The following is a 19358-nucleotide window of genomic DNA, read 5'->3' as shown; positions in this document are numbered from 1 at the left end:
AACCTCCTTGTGTAAACGGCAAGCCCAATACACCTTCATCCCATTTCAAAAAAATTGCATATGAGGCTTTTCGCTTTTGTAATAATCCAACCTGTCCTTCAAACTGACCGTATGAAATTCAAATTTATGCCCGTCGGGCTATCGAAGTCTTCCTCTTTAACGGTGAAGGCCAAATGCGTGTAAGAATATTGAATTTCATTTCGCGGAATATCTGTCTCTACGTTTAACGCCAACCATAAGGGGCCCGAACCGTTGAACAACGGCCGGTCCCCTTGATTATCGCCCTATGCCTCCTTGAAGTAGAACGCCAGGCTGCGGAAGTCGCCTTCCAGCACCGGCAGCGGCAAGCCGGCGTACATCAGCTCGTCGCCGCCGTATACGCGGTCCGTGCCGCGCAGCGCGTATGTCTTGTTCGGGTCGAGCCCCTTCAGGCGCAACCGGCCCAGCGGACCGTTCGGAACGGCAAGCGTACGCACATAGATGGCGTAAGTCTCGGACTTGTCCGCGGAGACGAACTGCCACGCCGTCTCGTTCCCTTCGAACGGGCTGAGCAACCGGTAGAAGTCGCCCTGCTGCACGAGTCCGCGAATCTCCTTGTACTCCTCGACTTGACGCGCGATCTCGGCCTTCTCCTCGTCCGCGAGCTTCGACAGGTCGAGCTCGTAGCCGAAGTTGCCGGACATGGCGACGTGGCCGCGGGTCGTCAGCGACGTGATGCGGTGCACCTGGTGGTTCGGCACGGCGGAGACGTGGCTGCCCATCGCGCTCACCGGATAGACGAGGCTCGTGCCGTACTGGATTTTCAACCGCTCGATCGCGTCCGTATCGTCGCTCGTCCACGTCTGCGGCATGTAGTAGAGCATGCCCGCGTCGAAGCGGCCGCCGCCGCCGGAGCAGCTCTCGAACAGAATGTTCGGGAAGGAGGACGTAATCTTCTCCAGCACCTCGTACAGGCCGAGCATGTAGCGGTGCGCCGTCTCGCGCTGCCGTTCCGGCGGCAGCAGGGCGGAGCCGATCTCGGTCATGTTGCGGTTCATGTCCCACTTCACGTAAGAGATCGGAGCGCTCGAGAAAATCGCCGTCAACCGTTCGACGATATAGTCGCGAACGTCCTGGCGGGAGAAGTCCAGCACGAGCTGCGTGCGCGCCAGCGTGCGGCGATGGTCCGGCACGTGCAGGCACCAGTCCGGATGGGCGCGGTACAGGTCGCTGTCCGGAGAGATCATCTCCGGCTCGACCCACAGCCCGAAGCCGAGCCCCTGCTCGTTCACCTTCGCGGCCAGGCCGTCCAGCCCTTCCGGCAGCTTGTCCGTGTTGACGAACCAGTCGCCGAGCGAACGCTTGTCGTCGTTGCGCTTGCCGAACCAGCCGTCGTCGAGCACGAACAGCTCGAGCCCGAGCTCCTTGGCCGCGCGGACGATCTTCATCAGCTTCTCCGAATCGAAGTCGAAGTAGGTCGCTTCCCAGTTGTTGATCAGAATCGGCCGCTCCTTGTCGCGGAACGCGCCGCGGCACAGGCGGGTGCGGTACAGCTTGTGGAACGTCCGCGACATGCCGCCTAGCCCTTCCGGCGAATAGACGAGCACGGCTTCCGGCGCTTGCAGCGACTCTCCGCCTTCGAGCAGCCATTCGAAGTCGAACGGATTGAGGCCGATCGACAGGCGCGTCGAGGCGAATTGGTCGACCTCGGCTTGCGCCAGAAAGCTCCCGCTATAGACGAGGTTCATCGCGTACACTTCGCCGTGATCCTCGGTCGCATCCGGAGAGACGACGGCGAAGAACGGGTTGTGCTGATGGCTGCTGGAGCCCCGGCGGCTCTCGATCGCCTGCACCCCGGGCATAAGCGCGCGCCGCGCCAGATGGCGCTCCCGCGCCCACGTGCCCCACAGGTGCACCGCGTCGAACCGCGAATGGGGCAGGTCGACGCTCGCGCTCAGCAGCCGCAGCACGCGAACGGGCTCATGCCCTACGTTCACGAGCCGTACCGAACGGGCGATGGCGTCGCTGTCCCGGAACGCCGTGTAGCTCGCGATCAGCTTCAGCTTGGCGGCTGCGTCCTCCAGCTCGATCTCCAGCGTCTGGGCTTCGTCGTCGCTCTCCGCGTAGACGGCCGGCAGCCCCTCCAGCGCCGGCTTGCCGGCCACAATGCGGTGCCCGGTCACCTTGAACTCGGCGACGGTCGTTCCGTTCGCCAGGCGAACCTGGTAGGCCGGCGAGCGAAAATCGCTCGTACCGTAGCCGGGCACTTCCTGCGGAAGCGTGTCGAGCGAGAACGTCTCGTCCTCCGGGAACGGATTCGGGTTGAAGGAAGGCCGGAAAGACTTCGGCATCATGTCGTGGATCGCCGTTCCGCGGATTTTTCTCCCCCAATATAAATGCGCCAAATAGCCGTCTTTGACGATCTGCATCACGTAGCTGACGCTGCCGGATTGCAGGTGAAACGTGCGGGTTTGCTCGTCGTACCAAATCGCCACTTCCTACACACCTCTCCAATCGGATTCTGCCTTGTCCATATAACGTATACTGAACAAGAACAAAGCCGATGTCAACCGCGGAATACCGGCAGGAGAGGGCGAAGATGGCCGGAAGAGCCGCCCGGTTCAGGAGAGGGCGCCCGCCTTGCCCGCGAACCGGTTCGCGGGACGCTTCAGACCTAAATTTTCTCGCAGTGTCGCCCCTTCGTACTCGGTACGGAACAAGCCTCTCTCCTGAAGAATGGGGATGACGAGATCGACGAATTCCTCGAGCCCCTCCGGCTGCTGCGGCGCCATCAGCATAAAGCCGTCCGCCGCCCGCTCGACGAACCACTCCTCCAGCGTATCGGCGATTTTCTCCGGCGTTCCGACGAACGGGTCTCCGCTGAACGATCCGGTGAGCAGCGAATACACTTGCCGCAGCGTCGGATTCTCCCGGGCGATGACGGGCTGATGCTTCCGGTAATCGGACTTGTTCAGTTCAAGCCGGTCCAGTCCGACTTCGGCCGCCCGCGAGTCCAGGGTGAAGCCGCTGAAATCCACGCCCGGAAAATAGTCCGAGAGGAACGAGAGCCCCGTCTCTTCCGTAATCAGCGATTCCAGCAGCTCCAGCTTCTCCCGCGCTTCCCGCTCCGTACGCCCGATGACGGGCGAGATGCCCTGCAGAACGACGACGTCGTCGGGCGATCGGCCGGCAGCGGCCACCTTCGCCTTGAATTCGCGGTAGTAGGCGATCGCGTCCTCCTTGTTGTATTTAATGGAGAATACGACCTCCGCCGTCTGCGCCGCAAACTGTTGGCCCGCTTCGGACGTGCCCGCCTGCACGAGCACCGGATGCCCTTGCGGGGACCGGCCGATGTTGAGCGGCCCCTCCACGGAGAAAAACTCCCCTTTGTGGTGGATGCGATGCATCTTGCTCTTGTCGAAGAAACGCCCGCTCTCCTTGTCGCGTATGAAGGCGTCGTCCTCCCACGAGCTCCACAAGCCTTGAACCACTTCGAGGTACTCCGCCGCCCGCTTGTAGCGGAAGTCGTGCTCGTAATGCTCCGTGCCGCCGAAGTTGCGCGCCGTATTGCCCGACAAATCCCGCGTCGTGACGATGTTCCAGCCCGCCCTTCCTTTGCTGATGTGATCGACGGACATAAATTGGCGGGCGAGGTTGAACGGTTCGGAATACGAAGTCGAGGCCGTCGCCACGACGCCGATGCGGGACGTGGAGCTCGCGAGGGCGGCGATCAGCGTAATCGGCTCGTAGCGGTTCAGGATGTTCGGGTGGGATTGCTCGTTGATGGCCAGACTGTCCGCCAGAAAAGCGATGTCGAACTTGCCGCGCTCCGCCGTCTGCGCCAATCTGCGGTAGTAGTCGATATCGATGCTGGCGTCCGCCTGCGCGGAAGGCAGCCTCCACGAGGCGACGTGCATGCCCGTTCCGACCAGGTAAGCCGAGAGCTTGATTTGTCTTTGATTTGCCATCGTTCGTTGTCCTCCTTGCGGTTCAACCGAGCCCCGTCCCGCCAAGCAAAAAAGCGCCCATCCCTTTGCGATCAAGGGTTAGGCGCCTTTGGTGGACCAATCGGCCGTCCGGTACTCGTTTAAATCCGAGCGAAATCGTATGAAATAGTAGCTTCAATTTAACACGATTCGCCCGAAGCGTCAATCGCTTCCTCGTCCTCCGCGGCTTCGTCCACGGGCGGAATCCATTCCTGGGACCAGGCGGCCAGCTCCGCAAAAATGTTGTGGAGCGCCTTGCCTTTGTCGGTCAACGAATATTCGATGCGTACCGGAGTCTCGGGATATACGTCGCGGCGGACGATTCCTTCATGCTCCAAATCTTTAAGCCGCTCCGACAGCAGCCGGCCGCTAATATTGGGAAGAGCCGATTCGATCGCGCAGAACCGTTGGGGACCCGACAGCAGTTGGAAAATGATCAGTCCGGCCCAACGTTTGCTGAGGATGCTCATCGCCTTCTCAAATCGCGGGCAGATTTGAGTTTGGATCGGAGTTTGCTCCATTGCAGTCACCTCGCCATATTTGCATTGTAGCACAGCAAACGGGCAATAGACAGGCAAAGGAGCGCGAAAGACACTTCCGGGCGGGCGCTCGTCCGCAGCCGGAAGTTTCTTAGACAAAAACCGCCCGGCCACTGGCCGGACGGCTCGAACGAACCCGATTACGGAGTCGTCTCCTGCTCTTCGAACAACGAGAGGTAGCGGCCGTAGCCTTCCTTCTCCAAATCCTCCTTCGGAATGAAGCGAAGAGCGGCGGAGTTGATGCAATACCGAAGGCCCGTCGGCTCGGGACCGTCGGGGAACACGTGCCCCAGATGGGAGTCCGCTTCCCGACTGCGCACCTCCGTGCGGATCATGAAGTGGCTGTAGTCTTCCTTCTCCTTGACGGTGCCGGGCGAGATCGGCTTCGTGAAGCTGGGCCAGCCGCAGCCCGAATCGTATTTGTCCCGCGAGCTGAACAGCGGCTCCCCGGAGACGATGTCCACGTACAGACCTTCCCGGTGATTATCCCAGTATTCGTTGCGGAACGGCGGCTCCGTCCCGTTGTTCTGCGTCACTTCGAACTGCAAATCCGTCAGCTTCGATCTCAGCTTCTCTTTATCCTTCTCAGTATTCCAATGCCGGGCGATAAAGTCGTCGCGGCCGGAGCCTTTGCGGTACATCCGGTAGCGAAGCGGATTTTTCTTGTGAAAATCCTGATGGTAATCTTCCGCCGGATAAAATTCCGACGCCGGTTCGATCGCCGTCACGATGGGCTTGTCGAAGCGCCCGCTCGCTTCCAGCTCCCTCTTCGACTGCTCCGCCTTCCGCTTCTGTTCCTCGTTCGCGTAGAAAATGGCCGTTCGATAAGAGGAGCCCCGGTCGTGGAATTGCCCTCCCGGATAGGGATATCTCCATAAAATAAATGTACATAAGTATTTTATATTATCCATTTAATTTAATTTCCTAGGTTATATTATTCATTATTAACTGTACATAAATAAAATATGTACATAATTTGTACCATAATAATTAATTATGTACATTTCCGAGGAATCTCTGTTCCTTCATTAATATGATTGTACCGGTCACAATTGGCGGACAAGGAATCCGTTTTTCTGCTCAACGTGAGCATTGTCATTTTTACGATAAGGTCGGCTACTGGTGAACCGGATGTTGTTATAAGCGCAAAAGGTTTTCAAGGAGCGTTTAAAAACTCTTGGCCGTTATCACTAAGGATCACCCAAGGATGCAGGGGCCACTCCGCGATGATTGCTTAAGCCTTGCGGAGCACTGTGAGTTGGGATTTGCCTAACAGCGCGCGTCAGCGGGTGTAGACGGAGACGACATCTCACTGTTAAGGTTTAGGCGAAGTGCCCGTGCAACGATCCGCCGTTGTGCTCGACCAAATCGATTTTCAATGCGCCCGGATGCGTCTTATCCAATCATAGGCGATCATGTGGACCTGCGCGCGAAGTTCGGCAAAAGGCTTCCGTTTGCTCACAGTCGGTTTGGCCTATGGTGACCGGAACGCGGATAATCTTCGTGCCAGTGTGGCACGACTAATCCCCTGCAATTGCGATACGATAGTGTCGTTCAGAAACAGGTGACCTTGACGCACAAGGATCTGAGCCGTCTCAAGCAGAACAGGATGCAGCCGCTCGGCACATGGATAATCCAGCGCTTCCCATACGCGTTGAATGACAGGCATTGCTTCCTGGTAGGCCAATGGCCGTTTACGTTTCAAAGGCGTAGGAGCAGGAGGGTTTGCAAGAACGCGTATGGCATCCTTGCGATGACATCCAAGCACATTCACGGCGTGTCTAGAATTGCTGACTTCGCAATACGCGTTTTCGCTCTTTATATTGATCACCCAAGGAACGGATCACTTCACGCCGCGTTTTTATACTCAGTTTCAAAACACATCCCTTCGGTAACATTTCGTCGTGAGTGACCGATACCTATTTAGTAACATTTTAAACTGAGTCATCGCGCGTTCTTGACAGAACATTAATCAAGTGGTATTATTTTGTTTGAAAAAACAAGGTAGACTTTTCAAAAAACCAATATTGGTTAGTTGATAGTAAACCGACAATTTTCGGAATTTAATGGCGTTAAAAGCGGCCATTAATTTCCGGATTTGTCGGTTTTTTTGTTGAAAAAATTCAAATGTGTGTGATGAAATAAAACAGTTTCCTGGATCATTGGAGGAAGTCAGATGCTAACTTTGTTGAACTCTAATTCATTAACGATAACCTTTTTTGTAACCCTTTCGCTTTCATTATTTAGCGCGCTTTTTATGCTGCATCCGCGCGTTCCCTTGAAATTTGTTCGTTTCCATGTTGGCATATATGGATTATCCCCCTTAATGTCACTGTTGAATCTTGTTACTTTAAAAACGAATAAGATTTATGGTCCATGGCACCTTGATCCCCTGGCTTGGTTGACAGCATTATTTGTCCTCACCATTGGTTTTGTAATACAGCGTTATTCCATCCGTTATTTGCTTGGTGACCGTAATTACAGAAAATATTTTGCGCTCTTCACCTTCACTACAGGTTCTGCCTCAGTCGCCTGGTTAAGCGATGATCTTCGTTGGCTTATGGTTTTCTGGGGATTCACTCTGTTAGGAATCACATGGCTCATAAGTTTAAATAAAAAGTGGCAAGCAGCTAAAACTGCGATCGCGCGTTCCGGGCAATGGTTGACGCTTAGTTGGCTGATGATGTTGTTGGCCATCATCTGGCTCGCACAAGCGACTGGACACTGGCAGCTATCTTTTGTGCTCGCCAAAGACAGTCTAACGAACCTTGGCTCGTGGGAGAAAACCGGCATAAATTTACTGATGGTGTTCGCAGTGGCGATTCCTGCCGCGCAATACCCTTTTCAACGCTGGTTACTGGATTCAGTCGTTGCTCCAACGCCTGTCTCCGCAGTGATGCATGCGGGTATAGTCAATGCCGGTGGAATACTACTGACTCGATTCGCACCGCTATTTAGCGGCGATTTAGCCCAAATCTTTTTGATCGTTCTTTCGGGTTTTTCCGTCTTACTGGGAACAGGAATGATTTTGGTCCAGGTTGACTATAAACGTCAGTTAGTCGGTTCTACGATTGCCCAGATGGGCTTCATGCTGATTCAATGTGCATTAGGTGCTTATTTGGCAGCTATCATTCATGCAGTGTTACATGGCCTATTTAAATCCACCCTTTTTTTGCAGGCAGGTTCAGTTGTTCATCACTATAAGCGAACTAATCCTACAACCCGCCATTCGCCACTTATATGGAATACGGCAGGGGGTCTTTTAGGTCTGGCAGTGGGGTTCTGTTATTGGATAAATGACAATGGAACGGGTCATGACTTCATTAGCGCACTACTTCTGGGATGGTCCGTGTCGATTGCATGGACACAGCTTGTGACTTCGGGGCACGGGCATATTGGGCGAATTGTTGGCTTTTCTCTAATAGCTGGAGTGACAATCGTTTTTAACATCATCCATGCAGCTTTCAAGGATCTATTGCATGGCACCGTTTCGGAAGTAGTACTTCCGTCTGCAACATTGCTCATTTTGGTTCTATTTATTTTACTATCCGGCAATGCTGTTGTTTTTTGGTCAACTCGCCATCATTCTTCCACCTCTTTTGCTGCGTTGTATCTATGGCTCGTACGATTGAGTGAACCTCATCCCAATTCGGTCGAAAGCCATCCAAAGTTTCTTGTTTTGAGTATGTCTAAAGGAGGGAATAAGAAATGATCGAATCATTAACATTACTCGAACAATCAGAATTGGAAGAGGTAGCGGCAATAACGGATCAATTTGATCAAGGTCTGATTCCCGATTCTAAACCCGCTATTCACGATTTGGTTAAGTCCGCAAGTCGAGTCATCGCACCCTTGGGACCGATCTCAGTATTTGCGGCCCGTCATCCCTGGGCGGGGGTGGAAGAGCAATCATTCGAACAGGTCGCACGTTGGTTCAAAGCCGTTTGCGATGTAGATATATATCCTAATGTTTCTATTCTGAAGGACGCGAAGAATCGAGGGGAAATTGATCCGGAATATCTTGAAACAAATTTCCGACATTGGCTTGATTCACAGTCTCTTGATTTGCCAAGAGACGTCGTTGAGAAATTTTGTCGCGCCGCGCTTCGGTTGGATAATCTGCCTGCCAACGTTCTAGAAGCACCGGAATTAACGGTCTTGGCGAAGAAACTGAGCCATCTGACATTGCAGTTTTTTGAGGAACAACCGATGCAAACCTTGAGTTTTCGTGTGGAACGGCAACAAGGCGTCAATGTGGCCAGCTATCTGGATCACCACGTAATTAAATGGTGTAAATTGTACCTAGACGAGTCTCAGGCAGCCTGGTCCATGCCCAATCGCAAGGAAGGTTTCTTTCGCGCATGGCGCCGCCTTGTTCAATACGATCCGGCACTTCGTCCATCGCAACGCAAGCAATTAAGTAAATGTCCGCAAGAAGCACACGAAGCTTTATTGGAGGCTCTGTCGGCGCTTGAAATTTCCCAGCCACTCATACAGAGGTATCTTGAGGCCCATCTGCTTTCTTTACCAGGATGGGCGGGAATGATGCTTTGGCGTTCACAGCAATCTACCGAAGAGAAGTCACTGTTATTGGAATATTTGGCTGTTCGCATTTCCATGGAACAAGCATTCATCAAACCTTATTTGCCTTTAACTCAGCAAAAATCGGAATATGCATTAAGGCTGGTTCCGTTGATCGCGGCGTGGGTTCATTGGGGGGACTTGTCCATTGAAGAATGGTCGGCGTTGTCTTCTTCGGAGCAAAAAGCGCGTCTGAGTCTTGCGTATCGTTTTGATGATATACTCCGAAGACGGATTTGGCTGGAAGCGTGGGAACAAACATACGAGGAGCAACTGAAAGCAAAGATCTCATCGAAACCATGTGTATCAAACGATGTAAAGTCTGTAATGGCACAATTTGCTTTTTGTATTGATACACGTTCAGAGCCTTTTCGGCGCGCACTTGAAAAAGAAGGTCCTTTTGCCACGTATGGAGTTGCCGGTTTTTTCGGATTGCCTATTGAGACGGTTGAACTTGGGAGCAAACATGGCCATTTCTCCTTACCGGTTATTCTCGAACCGCAGTGCAAAGTAAAGGAGCTTGCTTCTGAATTTGAATCCAATCGATATCTACAACGTCTGCAGTCGGTAAACTCACTTAAGCATACGTTTCAAATGATGAAACAAAACCTGCTTACAAGCTTATTGTTGCCGGAGGTAAGCGGTCCATGGCTTAGTCTCCAGATGTTGGGGCGCAGTCTTTTCCCGCGGGAAGCAGGTCGCGTATTCCAACAGATTCGACAAGCATGGCTACGTAAACCTTCTACGGAGCTGTCGTTGGATTATGAGCAATCGGAAACGGAACTCCCGGTTGGTTTTTCTGAAGAAGAGAAGGTGCATTACGCCCGGCAAGCGCTGAAAATGATGGGGCTAACCGATCACTTTGCTCCATTAGTAGTGATTTGCGGTCATGGTAGCCACAGCACCAACAATCCGTATGCTTCCTCGTTAGACTGCGGTGCATGTGGAGGGGCATCGGGCCGTTTTAACGCACGAGTTCTAGCCAGCTTGTGTAACCTTCCAAACGTAAGGAATACCTTGGCACACAACGGGATTGTAATTCCGGAAGAGACAGTATTCGTGGCTGCCGAGCATATCACGACCATTAATGAATTACGTTGGGTATATGTTCCCAAACTCTCAAAAGCGGCCCAACATGCATTTGACCGAATTTGTGCAGTATTGCCAAAGGTTACGGAACGTGTAAATAAAGAGCAATTGTCGAAATTGCCCAATCTCGCGCCTCAATTTGGTAAGGCGACGACCGAGATGCAACGTTTTGCGGAAGATTGGAGTGAAATGCGCCCTGAATGGGGACTCGCACGAAACGCTGCATTTATCATTGGAAGTCGCCGGCTTACTAAGGAGTGCAATTTGGACGGAAGAGTTTTTCTGCACAATTATGACTGGCAGAAGGATCATGACGGTACGTTGCTTGCGAACATTATAACTGGGCCAGCGACGGTGGCTCAATGGATAAACCTTCAGTATTATGCGTCTACCGTAGCGCCACATTATTATGGAAGCGGAAATAAGGCAACTCAAACCGTTACTGCCGGAATCGGCGTCATGCAAGGAAATGCGAGCGACTTGTTAACTGGACTTCCCTGGCAGTCTGTGATGAAATCGGATCATGAGTTCTATCATGCTTCTCTGCGTTTGCTGATTCTCATTGAAGCACCCCAAGAGTATGTGGAGCGATTGCTGGATCATGATCATATGTTCCGCCAAAAGGTTCAAAACGGATGGGTACGGCTTGCAAACCTGGATCCAAAAGGATACTGGAAAAGTTGGTCATTAAACATGTGATTGCCGATATGTACCAAAAATTATTGGGGAGAAAACGATATGGATAAATCAAAAGGTATGATTGAAGCTGAAGTAAGCAGAGCTTTAACTCATTGGGAAAAAGAGTATCTTGGACGCGGTTCTCTAACGGTTAAATCCGATATTTTACGGGATATGATTATTGTTACTTTGCGCGGGATACTGACCCCGGCAGAATACACCCTTTGTAAAGATAAAGAAGGGATTTTATCTATAAAAAACACCCGAACAAGTTTGGTGGAATCAGGTATCGAGGATCTTAAAGAGATTATTTTTAATATTACCGGTCTTGAAGTCGTGAATTTTCATACCGACATTAGCACAAGAACTGGAGAACGAATCATGGTCTTTCGGCTCTCAGATGATTTAACAAACAAATTATTATAAATAATACTGACGGCTATGTACGAATTAGGCTCGTTGTTCGGTTGTTTCTGTTCTAAATTCATTTGTTCATTGGTATAAATGCCCAAAACTAAGGGAGGTAATCCTATGAATTCAGTTGAAAACAAAAAAGCATTATTTGTGATTGGAATGGAAGATAATATGGAACACTTAATACAACAGGCGGTCAACATCCATCCGAATAACATGTTGATCCTGCAAATAAATGGGCCAGTTATTTCACAACATTTCAGCGATGTAATGCGAGATATAATGATTGCCGTTTATGAAGAAAAAGTTAAGGAAATTTTTGTAGTCGGGAAAAAAGATGACTCGGTCAATAAAGCGGAAAGACAAGAATTACTTAAAAAATTATATGGAAACGAAGAATTAAAAGAGAAATTACGAACAATCAATTATCTTTTTGAACATTGCACGCCAGAATTTCCTGGCATCAAGTTAAGTGAATGGCTAGAGGGCAGCAAAACTTCAACTGAAGGTATACAGAAAAGTGTAAAAATGATTCGTCAACATCCGTTGATGCCATCTGATGTTCAAGTTCACGGATTATTGATTGACAATATGGGCGGAAAAGTATCAGAAATTAACATTTCCTAAGACAATAATGATGTTAAGCTAAAATGAATAAATTAATTTTTAAACCAATTAAAAGGGCTGCTGTACAGCTAGCCACTTTCTTAATGAATCGATTGAAAGCCGAACTGTCGGCATAATCTTGGGGGCACTGTCCCAAACCTCCAGAAATTAACGCTTTGGTTCTTATGAGTATGAGAAATAGGGAGCTATTTGCTCCCTTTATCCAAACAGACAGAACTGAACAGCCACTCAGGTTTCTTTCCAGTATAGCCCTATCCTGCTGTGTCGTGTTAACAGCAAGTACGATTTTAACGTTAGGATAACTTACACAAAAATATTTACACTCCCAGGATAGAGTTCATTTGTGTTATTCGTTTGAAGACATAGTGTCAAACAAGTGGGCGTATTCTCCGTATCCTTCCGTTTCCAATTTTTCCTTAGGAATAAAACGAAGTGCCGCTGAATTGATGCAATAACGTAATCCGCCTTTGTCCCTAGGACCGTCTTCGAAGACATGCCCCAGATGAGAATCTCCGTTTATGCTTCGCACCTCGGTACGAATCATACCATGGCTGGTATCAAGATGTTCTGTAATATTGGAGTGACCTAATGGTTTTGTAAAACTCGGCCAGCCGCAACCCGAATCGAATTTATCTAAAGAACTGAATAACGGCTCACCAGATACAATATCGACATAAATGCCTTTCTCCTTATGATTCCAATATTCGTGTTACTGCCAACGCATAATGTCCGCCAGTTGACGGTGTAAGCTGTCCTGCTGGTGACGGTCAATTTGTCCGCCCGAGGGGAAGAGAAAGGGAGAATCACGATAATTCTCCCTGGATGACACGCTTGACCATATGATCGTCGATGATCCGATGTTTGTTCTGTGAGCCGTAGATTAGGGCATGTGTACATACTTTGTTGATCAGCCTTGCTGCGCCGCTCGAGAATCGGTAGATATCATCGATCGCGCCGTCGGTGAAGATGTCATGATCTGCGCCAGCGAACGTCATGTGCCGCCTGATGTAATCGCCGGTCTGCGCACGATCGTAATGCGGCAGCTTGCACTGCAGGTCGATCCGCTGGCGGATCGCCGCATACGCCTGCAAATTCAGGCGATCCCACAGCTCGCTTTGACCGACCAGGATGAGCGCCATAGGGCTCTGCGCATCCATCTTGAAATTGAGCAGGAAACGCACTTCCTCCAGCATTTCGCGATCCAGCAGATGGGACTCGTCGACGACGACAACCGGCTGCAGTCGGTGAATGCCGCGCATGAGTTCAATCTCGCGGTGCAGCTGGCGCTTGGCATCACCTCGGTAGAACTTCGATTCGCAGCCGAGTTGCTCGAGCAGCCCCTTGTAGAAATGCCGGGGCGTCAGCTTAGAGTCCGACAGGTAGAGCACCTTGTACTTCGCCGGATCCAACACCTCGGTAAACCGCCGAATCGTCGTCGTTTTGCCTGTGCCGCAATCGCCGGTAACAACCGCAAACCACTGCCGCTGAGCGGCGTACTCAAGGCGACCAAGCGTTTCCTCGAGCGTGACCGATTCGTACAGTTCGCTCGTCGGGATATCCCGGGAGAATGGCGAGCGGCCAAGGCCGTAGAAGGACTCAAACATGGCCGCCCTCCCTGCTCATCCGGCGATAAGCCACAGCCGGCGCCTGCTCTGCTTTGCGACCCCGGTTGCGATCCTCTGCTGCCGCGAGCAACCTTGACGCATCTGCCGGCAGCGGGCCGATATGTTCCGGAAGCTGCGGCCGCTTGCCTGCACGTTCGCCGATGATGAGTTCCCGTACGCGCCAAGGTGTATGGCCTTCATACTCAATGGTGAGCTCGGAGATGTCCGCCGGGTCGAACACCACATCCACCGTACAGCCGATGAACGGCAGGCCGACCTCGTACTTGCGGTCCATGAAGCTGATACAGCCGGACTTGTCGACCTTGCGCGTCTCGCAGTGCAGGAAGGCATTCGCGAGCTCGTCCGGATCCACAAACCGAAGCGCCTTCTTGTCGCTGCGGTACGCCGTTTCCGGACTACGCTTGTTCTCCAGCGCGGAATGCGGCTTGTGCTGATAACACTCCGACAGCCATACGGCAAACAATTCATTGAGCCGCTCGAGCGTTTTCGGTTTCTCAAGCGCGGACTCGCTTAAGAACGCGTCGACTACACGATTGAACCGTTCGACCTTGCCGGTCGCCTCTGGCGAGTAGGGTCTGGCGAACAGCAACCGAATCCCCAGCTTGGAACAAGCTCGCGTCATCCATTTGGTTCGATACTGTTTGCCGTTGTCGAAATAGACCGCCTCGGGAACGCCGAACTTCTGAATGGCCTGGCGGAAGCAATCCTCTACGATAGTCTTATCCATGACCGGATAGAATTCGCCGTGAAGCACAAACCGCGTCGCGTCGTCGATAAACGTCACCAGAAACACTTGCTTCATGGCACCACCGGGGCCAATGGGTAAGAAGGGGCCGTATTTGATGTCCGAGTGCCAGAGACGATTACGATGGCGTTGCTGGAACCGCCGGGCGGCGACGCCCGATTCGGCATACATGCGCATATGGCGCGTGCTGTAACCGCGCTCTGCTAATTTTTCCTGCAGCGTGCTGCGCTTAATCTGTCCGGGCTTTATGCGGCCTTCCCATTCCAGGATCTGAATGAGCTGGGCAACGCTTCGGCCGGGCACCTCCCGGCGCAGCAAAATGGCCTGTTCCACAATTTCCGGCGGAATGATCTCCTCTGACGGCTGGCGTCCCTTGCCTTTGGGCTTCAGGCCGCCGAAGCCTTCCTGACGATACTTCGCCAAGTACCGGCGCAGCGTCCGCTCGGAGAGTCCAGTTTGCTCACAGATCTGTCGCTTGATCTGGCTGGCTTTGGCGGTGTCCAGCCCTTCCGCCAGCAGCGGCGACAGGAGTTGCATGCGTTCCGACGCGATGGCCTCTGCTCTCTTCTGATCTTTCATCTGTTCTGCACCTCGCTTGGTAGACTTCCAGACGAGTCTACCGCAGCACCTAGCCGGACAAGAATGCAGAACGGGTATGTAGCCACAAATTTGAATTTGCAACCGGGCGGACAATTCGCGCCAGCCAACCGGGGGCGTCCCCGACGTAGTGTCCGAAAGGATGATGTGCAGTCTGCGTAGAGACGGACGGCTTCTCCACAGGGTCCTGATGAAAGCGAAAGGCGATGGATCTTAGAGCTCCGAGCAAGTACGTGGTCTGTTCCTGAAACCAGTTCTTCCAACGCCGCAAAGTCGCGTCGTCTGCCGCTACCGTGGCTGGCGTCACGGGTTCCGAAACCACTTGCTCTACGCATGCCGATTCATACCGTTTGTACGGCACAATACAATCCGGAAGCTCATGGTGGATCTTCCGGCACTGTGTACAACGCAGCCGGCGAATGACAAGCATGCGGCGATCTCCGCCCTCGCTCGTGAGCTTCCGCTTCCGACTGCCGATGACGCTAAGCGCTTCTCCGCAGCAGGGAGAGGGAACCAATTCTGCACATCGAACAAAAAACGCCGGGTGACTTCTCATCCAGCTCATACTTTGATACAATGACCATGTTGTTTGGGGGATGCATCCCGTGAGCCTGTTCCAGCAGGCCCACATACATGGGAGGCATCCTTTTCCTTTTTTGTGATACGGTCATTATATTCAGCAACTCTTGGACAGGCAATCCCGCCAGCAATTGGACGTTATCTTTCAGCGGCAACAATATTCGTTTCGAAAAGGTGGCTCTGTTGCATTGTTTTGAGTCACTTCAAATTGAACAGGAGAGAGGCTTTTTCTTAATTCTTGTTCATTTTTATGAAGCCTCCAATGTTCCTTTAGAAATGTATCCCTTCCCGAACCTTGACGATACATTTTGTACCGGTAGGAATTCTTCTTGTAGTAATCCTGGTGATAATCCTCCGCGGGATAAAACTTTGCAGCAGGTACAATTTCGGTAACGATTGGTTTATTAAACCGCCCACTTTCCTCAAGTGCTTTTTTTGAAGCCAGCGCCAGCCTTTTCTGTTCATCTGTATGATAAAAGATTGCAGTTCTGTATGAAGATCCACGATCAAAAAATTGGCCACCGGAATCGGTGGGGTCAATTTGTTGCCAGTAGATTTGCAGCAACTTCTCATACGGAAATACTTCTGGGTCAAACGTAATTTGCACAGCTTCGGCATGTCCTGTAGTTTCGGAACAAACCTCTTCATATGTAGGGTTTACTTTATGACCACCGGTATAACCTGAAACGACCTTCTCGATACCAGGCAACTCTTCAAAAGGTTGAACCATACACCAAAAACATCCGCCCGCGAAAGTGGCTTTCTCCAATTTGCTCTCTGTCACAGAAAATTCCTCCTTATTTTCCCTTTTTATTAAACAGCCGTTTATTTCTTTCTTTGAGCCGTTCAAAATGTTCATTTGTAGCATCAGCTTCCGGCGTTGTATTCTTATTATTGGTAATAAATAGTGATTTCAAGTCATCCAGATTAGAATGCTGCTCAACATGAGCGTTAAAATCCAAAAGGTTATATTTAATTCCGTTTTCCTCACGTAAATGAGGAAAGGCGCTCGTAACAAGTATATTCTTATATTGCTTTTCATAGTGTTCTTTCTGGATTTTCAGGATGCGAATCTGTTCTTCCTGCTCCTTCAATTTTGTCTCATATTGGCTTAGTTTTTCAAGCTTTTGCTTATAATCCTCCTTTTCTTTATACATTTGATAAAAAGCATCTTGAAAATGTTCTAGCTCATAAATGATCTTGTTATAATCTTTCCCATGCACTTCAAACAGTTGGTGGATGTTTGGAAAATAAACTGCGTCGATCTCGTTGTTTTCAGACGATCGCATAATTGGTCGATTCAACTCATTTATGGTATCCGGTATTCTGCGACTCCATGTGTTTCTTCCAATTCCGGATCTTCTTTCCAATTCCTTGTAAGTTAGCTTTGCACCCTTTAAATCGTTTTTTATTTGCAAAGCCATTTTTTTTAGTTCCATGTCGCTATAATCCGATTTCCTACCGCGTTTCGGGCTATCGCCTTGTTTATTCGCCCGTTGCATCCTCTTCGTCATTCCAATCCAACTCCATTATTCTTGAGTCAACCATCGCTTTTCGATCCATTAAATCCAATAAATTTTTTGATAAAGATTGATATGATTCTTCATATCTTATCCGGTGGACCTCTTCTTGAATCTGTATTAATGAATGATTTATTTCTTTCATGCAACGTAACGTTGTCTTTATTTCTGCATCAAGTGTGGAGCTTTGACTCTCTAGCCAAGATAGTGCCGGATTTATTTCGTTTACTGCTGGTTTAAATATATAGTGTTCACAATCCCTGCAATCCGGAACACAATGTATCGGGAAATCGTTTGACTCATCTCCGCAAAAACCATACTGAATCTTTCTTTTACTAACCAGTTCTTCAAAAGTATAAATTTTTCCCTTATCTACTGCTGTTCTCCTTTTACCCAAAAATCCATCCGGCATCTTTTCTGCAATCTTATTTTCCATTCGTTTCCGGGCTAGATGATAAACAAAAGAATCAGCAAAATGAGCAGCGTGATAAAAATAGTTCTCTTGAGATTCAATTTGCTCATGATGGGCCATTCTTGCGACAGATAGCATATTAAAACCTTGAAGCACCATATTAATAATAGCAAAATGCTTCGTATCACCAGGTTTGATTTTTCTTGCCGATTGATATTTGAACTTTTCCTTCACGATCACCCTATAAAATTCTTTAAGCAAGTAAGAAAAACGGACATCATTGAATCTTTTTGCGTCCATATTTACCTGCCTTTTTCGATATCTTTGGTAATATTCCAAAGGAAACAAGTATTCGGGCTCATATTCAAGCAAGTTTAACAGAACCTGTTTATACGATTGAATACTAACAAAAATATTGTGATCGATTTGTATGGTTTCCCACTCAATAACTTCGTTTATATCGGTACTTTTGTTTTTAATTCTAGGGACGGTTAACCAATGAGAACGCTCGGCCTCCTGAAGGCAATCAAATTTAATCTGAAAAAACTCGTTTGGTCTCATCGGGATCACATTCGTAATTCGCCACCATAATAATATTGGTAAATAGGGGAAGTGTTCCTGACTCCATGCTTGCTCAAACAAGTCATTGATTAGATCGTCAAACTGGAGCACTTCTTCAAAATCTGGCAAATCCCTGTTATCGTGGTGAGACCTCGTGATATGACCGCATATCTCCAAAACCTTATCAGCACTTTTGGGTTTATGAAAATTTACAAAATTTTGAAGCGTGCATGCCATGTACCATGCGTTAGGCTTTGAGGTTGAATAAAAAAAATTCTCAAGTTCATTCATATCTGAAAGCTTACGTGTTTTTATTATGATTGCTTTTAATAGATTGCATTCTTTTTTGCATGTCCTTGGTGACTTTCCGCTTATTCTGCGAATCAATATAAATCCTTTTAGGGCTAGATTAAGTTCCCGATATACTTCAAGATCAAACCTCATTGAAAAATAACGATCAGCACTTTCCGATGTCATCTTCCATAAAACATCATCAAATGAATCAGCAATAAGATATCCTGCCTCTTTCAAATTATTAAAAGCATCTTCATAATCTTTCCTTTGATAGTCATGGAATTTAATATCCTCAACGACATCTAATCTATGATTTCCTAAAGTATTGACAGTTCTTCGTACTTGCATAAATATCACCTTTATATTTTCTCTGGAGAAATAAGATGGGCAATCTTTTCAAGTTCCGTTTCCAGCGCTGGTAAATCCATAAATTGCGCAACATATTCTTCACCGAAATATTCTACGGCTTGCTCAATGATATCAAGAAGATGCAGGATATATCCCGTATCCCGATCAATCAAAGTGCTGTACTCGCATTCTTTAATAGATTTTATAAGACGTTCTATTTCATATTTAGCTTCGATTAAAATAAAATACTGCGGTATAAACCATTCGCAGCCAAAGCAAGAAGATCTCCTCGGATATGAGCATTTAGGGTGCGCCAGACATTGCCCGCAATCTGATTTAGATGGCATTTTCCCTGCGTATACTTGAACGATAATTTTAATGAGGTCTTCCCTTGAAAGGCGATAGAGCATCTGCATAATCGTGTTTCTTCTTTGACGAACAGTATTAAAAAATTCGGCCCATCTGTAATGCTCCCCAATGTCAAGACACGATTTTTCGAGAAATAAGTTATGTCCTCCTTCCGGTGGTTAGGATGCGATTTGCTTGCCATCGTGGGCGTAGAACTGCTCGGGCGGTGCTTCGCCGAGCGACTGGTGCGGGCGTTCCTCGTTGTAAAATTGGACGTAGCGAACGATTCCTTGGCGCAGCGCACGAGGGTCAACGAATTCGTTGATGTAGATGCATTCGTACTTGAGCGAGCGGAAGAACCGCTCGGTCCGGCTGTTGTCGGTTGCCCGGCCTTTGCCGTCCATGGAGACCTTGACGCCTTCCTTCTCCAAGAGCT

General features: G+C 49.6%; 15 protein-coding genes and 3 pseudogenes. 4 read left to right on the top strand and 14 right to left on the bottom strand.

What is annotated here, in order from left to right:
- Positions 1–45 precede the first annotated feature (45 nt).
- From G485_RS30205 to msrB (G485_RS27505), 5 genes and pseudogenes are all read right to left on the bottom strand, one after another.
- Positions 46–245: pseudogene (locus G485_RS30205) on the bottom strand (VOC family protein); the annotation flags it as partial.
- A gap of 39 nt (positions 246–284) precedes the next feature.
- Positions 285–2474: an alpha-galactosidase gene (locus G485_RS30200; protein WP_027094046.1), complete on the bottom strand. Its 2190-nt coding sequence runs from the start codon at positions 2472–2474 to the stop codon at positions 285–287.
- Between the two features lie 126 nt (positions 2475–2600).
- Positions 2601–3947, bottom strand: a complete 1347-nt coding sequence (locus G485_RS0120365; protein ID WP_027094045.1) for an LLM class flavin-dependent oxidoreductase — start codon at positions 3945–3947, stop codon at positions 2601–2603.
- Between the two features lie 158 nt (positions 3948–4105).
- Positions 4106–4486 carry a winged helix-turn-helix transcriptional regulator gene (locus G485_RS0120360; RefSeq protein WP_027094044.1) on the bottom strand — a complete coding sequence of 127 codons (381 nt, stop codon included), beginning with the start codon at positions 4484–4486 and terminating at the stop codon, positions 4106–4108.
- A 158-nt stretch (positions 4487–4644) separates the two neighbouring features.
- Positions 4645–5415 (bottom strand): peptide-methionine (R)-S-oxide reductase MsrB, encoded by a 771-nt coding sequence (msrB, locus tag G485_RS27505; RefSeq protein ID WP_240489224.1) that lies wholly within the window; start codon positions 5413–5415, stop codon positions 4645–4647.
- A gap of 1265 nt (positions 5416–6680) precedes the next feature.
- On the opposite strand from msrB (G485_RS27505), the gene G485_RS0120350 reads away from it, so the two are divergent.
- The 4 genes from G485_RS0120350 to G485_RS0120335 all read left to right on the top strand — a co-directional run bounded on the left by G485_RS0120350 (position 6681) and on the right by G485_RS0120335 (position 11893).
- Positions 6681–8216, top strand: coding sequence for an NADH dehydrogenase subunit 5 (locus G485_RS0120350; protein ID WP_027094043.1), 1536 nt, complete (start codon positions 6681–6683; stop codon positions 8214–8216).
- Positions 8213–10873 carry a DUF2309 domain-containing protein gene (locus tag G485_RS0120345; protein ID WP_084423419.1) on the top strand — a complete coding sequence of 887 codons (2661 nt, stop codon included), beginning with the start codon at positions 8213–8215 and terminating at the stop codon, positions 10871–10873. Before G485_RS0120350 ends, G485_RS0120345 begins: the two co-directional genes overlap by 4 nt.
- 39 nt (positions 10874–10912) lie before the next feature.
- Positions 10913–11278 carry a Na-translocating system protein MpsC family protein gene (locus tag G485_RS0120340; protein ID WP_027094041.1) on the top strand — a complete coding sequence of 122 codons (366 nt, stop codon included), beginning with the start codon at positions 10913–10915 and terminating at the stop codon, positions 11276–11278.
- A gap of 105 nt (positions 11279–11383) precedes the next feature.
- The gene (locus G485_RS0120335; protein ID WP_027094040.1) at positions 11384–11893 is read left to right on the top strand and encodes a carbonic anhydrase; all 510 of its coding nucleotides are present in this window, start codon (positions 11384–11386) and stop codon (positions 11891–11893) included.
- Positions 11894–12239: 346 nt separating this feature from the next.
- Here G485_RS0120335 and msrB (G485_RS29480) read toward each other — a convergent pair.
- The 9 genes and pseudogenes from msrB (G485_RS29480) to G485_RS27490 form a co-directional block, all read right to left on the bottom strand.
- Positions 12240–12602, bottom strand: a pseudogene (msrB, locus tag G485_RS29480) (peptide-methionine (R)-S-oxide reductase MsrB); the annotation flags it as partial.
- A 94-nt stretch (positions 12603–12696) separates the two neighbouring features.
- Positions 12697–13497: an ExeA family protein gene (locus G485_RS0120330; RefSeq protein ID WP_027094039.1), complete on the bottom strand. Its 801-nt coding sequence runs from the start codon at positions 13495–13497 to the stop codon at positions 12697–12699.
- Entirely contained in the window at positions 13490–14842 is a 1353-nt protein-coding gene (locus G485_RS0120325) for an IS481 family transposase (protein ID WP_027094038.1), read from the bottom strand. Before G485_RS0120325 ends, G485_RS0120330 begins: the two co-directional genes overlap by 8 nt.
- 49 nt (positions 14843–14891) lie before the next feature.
- Positions 14892–15416: a DUF6431 domain-containing protein gene (locus G485_RS31105; RefSeq protein WP_084423417.1), complete on the bottom strand. Its 525-nt coding sequence runs from the start codon at positions 15414–15416 to the stop codon at positions 14892–14894.
- A 180-nt stretch (positions 15417–15596) separates the two neighbouring features.
- Positions 15597–16223 (bottom strand): annotated as a pseudogene (gene msrA / locus G485_RS27500) (peptide-methionine (S)-S-oxide reductase MsrA); the annotation flags it as partial.
- Between the two features lie 13 nt (positions 16224–16236).
- A complete protein-coding gene (locus G485_RS27495) occupies positions 16237–16953 on the bottom strand; it encodes a hypothetical protein (protein WP_051318443.1) in 717 nt (238 codons plus the stop codon).
- Positions 16925–18574, bottom strand: coding sequence for a hypothetical protein (locus tag G485_RS0120305; protein ID WP_051318442.1), 1650 nt, complete (start codon positions 18572–18574; stop codon positions 16925–16927). Before G485_RS0120305 ends, G485_RS27495 begins: the two co-directional genes overlap by 29 nt.
- Before the next feature lie 11 nt (positions 18575–18585).
- Positions 18586–18990: a hypothetical protein gene (locus G485_RS0120300; protein ID WP_027094035.1), complete on the bottom strand. Its 405-nt coding sequence runs from the start codon at positions 18988–18990 to the stop codon at positions 18586–18588.
- A gap of 111 nt (positions 18991–19101) precedes the next feature.
- Positions 19102–19358, bottom strand: a 257-nt coding sequence (locus tag G485_RS27490; RefSeq protein ID WP_035157469.1) for an integrase core domain-containing protein, incomplete at its 5' end; no start/stop codon positions are given.

The sequence above is a fragment of the Cohnella thermotolerans DSM 17683 genome (assembly GCF_000429825.1).
Lineage (GTDB): Bacteria > Bacillota > Bacilli > Paenibacillales > Paenibacillaceae > Cohnella > Cohnella thermotolerans.
This window is presented reverse-complemented; position numbering and strand designations above follow the sequence as displayed.

Bases quoted from the DNA above. Each gene is read 5' to 3' on its own strand.
- G485_RS27495 (WP_051318443.1), bottom strand. From the start codon at position 16,953: ATGACGAAGAGGATGCAACGGGCGAATAAACAAGGCGATAGCCCGAAA.
- G485_RS0120305 (WP_051318442.1), bottom strand. From the start codon at position 18,574: ATGCAAGTACGAAGAACTGTCAATACTTTAGGAAATCATAGATTAGAT.
- G485_RS0120365 (WP_027094045.1), bottom strand. From the start codon at position 3,947: ATGGCAAATCAAAGACAAATCAAGCTCTCGGCTTACCTGGTCGGAACG.
- G485_RS0120335 (WP_027094040.1), top strand. From the start codon at position 11,384: ATGAATTCAGTTGAAAACAAAAAAGCATTATTTGTGATTGGAATGGAA.
- G485_RS0120330 (WP_027094039.1), bottom strand. From the start codon at position 13,497: ATGTTTGAGTCCTTCTACGGCCTTGGCCGCTCGCCATTCTCCCGGGAT.
- G485_RS0120350 (WP_027094043.1), top strand. From the start codon at position 6,681: ATGCTAACTTTGTTGAACTCTAATTCATTAACGATAACCTTTTTTGTA.
- G485_RS0120360 (WP_027094044.1), bottom strand. From the start codon at position 4,486: ATGGAGCAAACTCCGATCCAAACTCAAATCTGCCCGCGATTTGAGAAG.
- G485_RS31105 (WP_084423417.1), bottom strand. From the start codon at position 15,416: ATGAGAAGTCACCCGGCGTTTTTTGTTCGATGTGCAGAATTGGTTCCC.
- msrB (WP_240489224.1), bottom strand. From the start codon at position 5,415: ATGGATAATATAAAATACTTATGTACATTTATTTTATGGAGATATCCC.
- G485_RS0120300 (WP_027094035.1), bottom strand. From the start codon at position 18,990: ATGCAGATGCTCTATCGCCTTTCAAGGGAAGACCTCATTAAAATTATC.
- G485_RS0120325 (WP_027094038.1), bottom strand. From the start codon at position 14,842: ATGAAAGATCAGAAGAGAGCAGAGGCCATCGCGTCGGAACGCATGCAA.
- G485_RS0120340 (WP_027094041.1), top strand. From the start codon at position 10,913: ATGGATAAATCAAAAGGTATGATTGAAGCTGAAGTAAGCAGAGCTTTA.
- G485_RS0120345 (WP_084423419.1), top strand. From the start codon at position 8,213: ATGATCGAATCATTAACATTACTCGAACAATCAGAATTGGAAGAGGTA.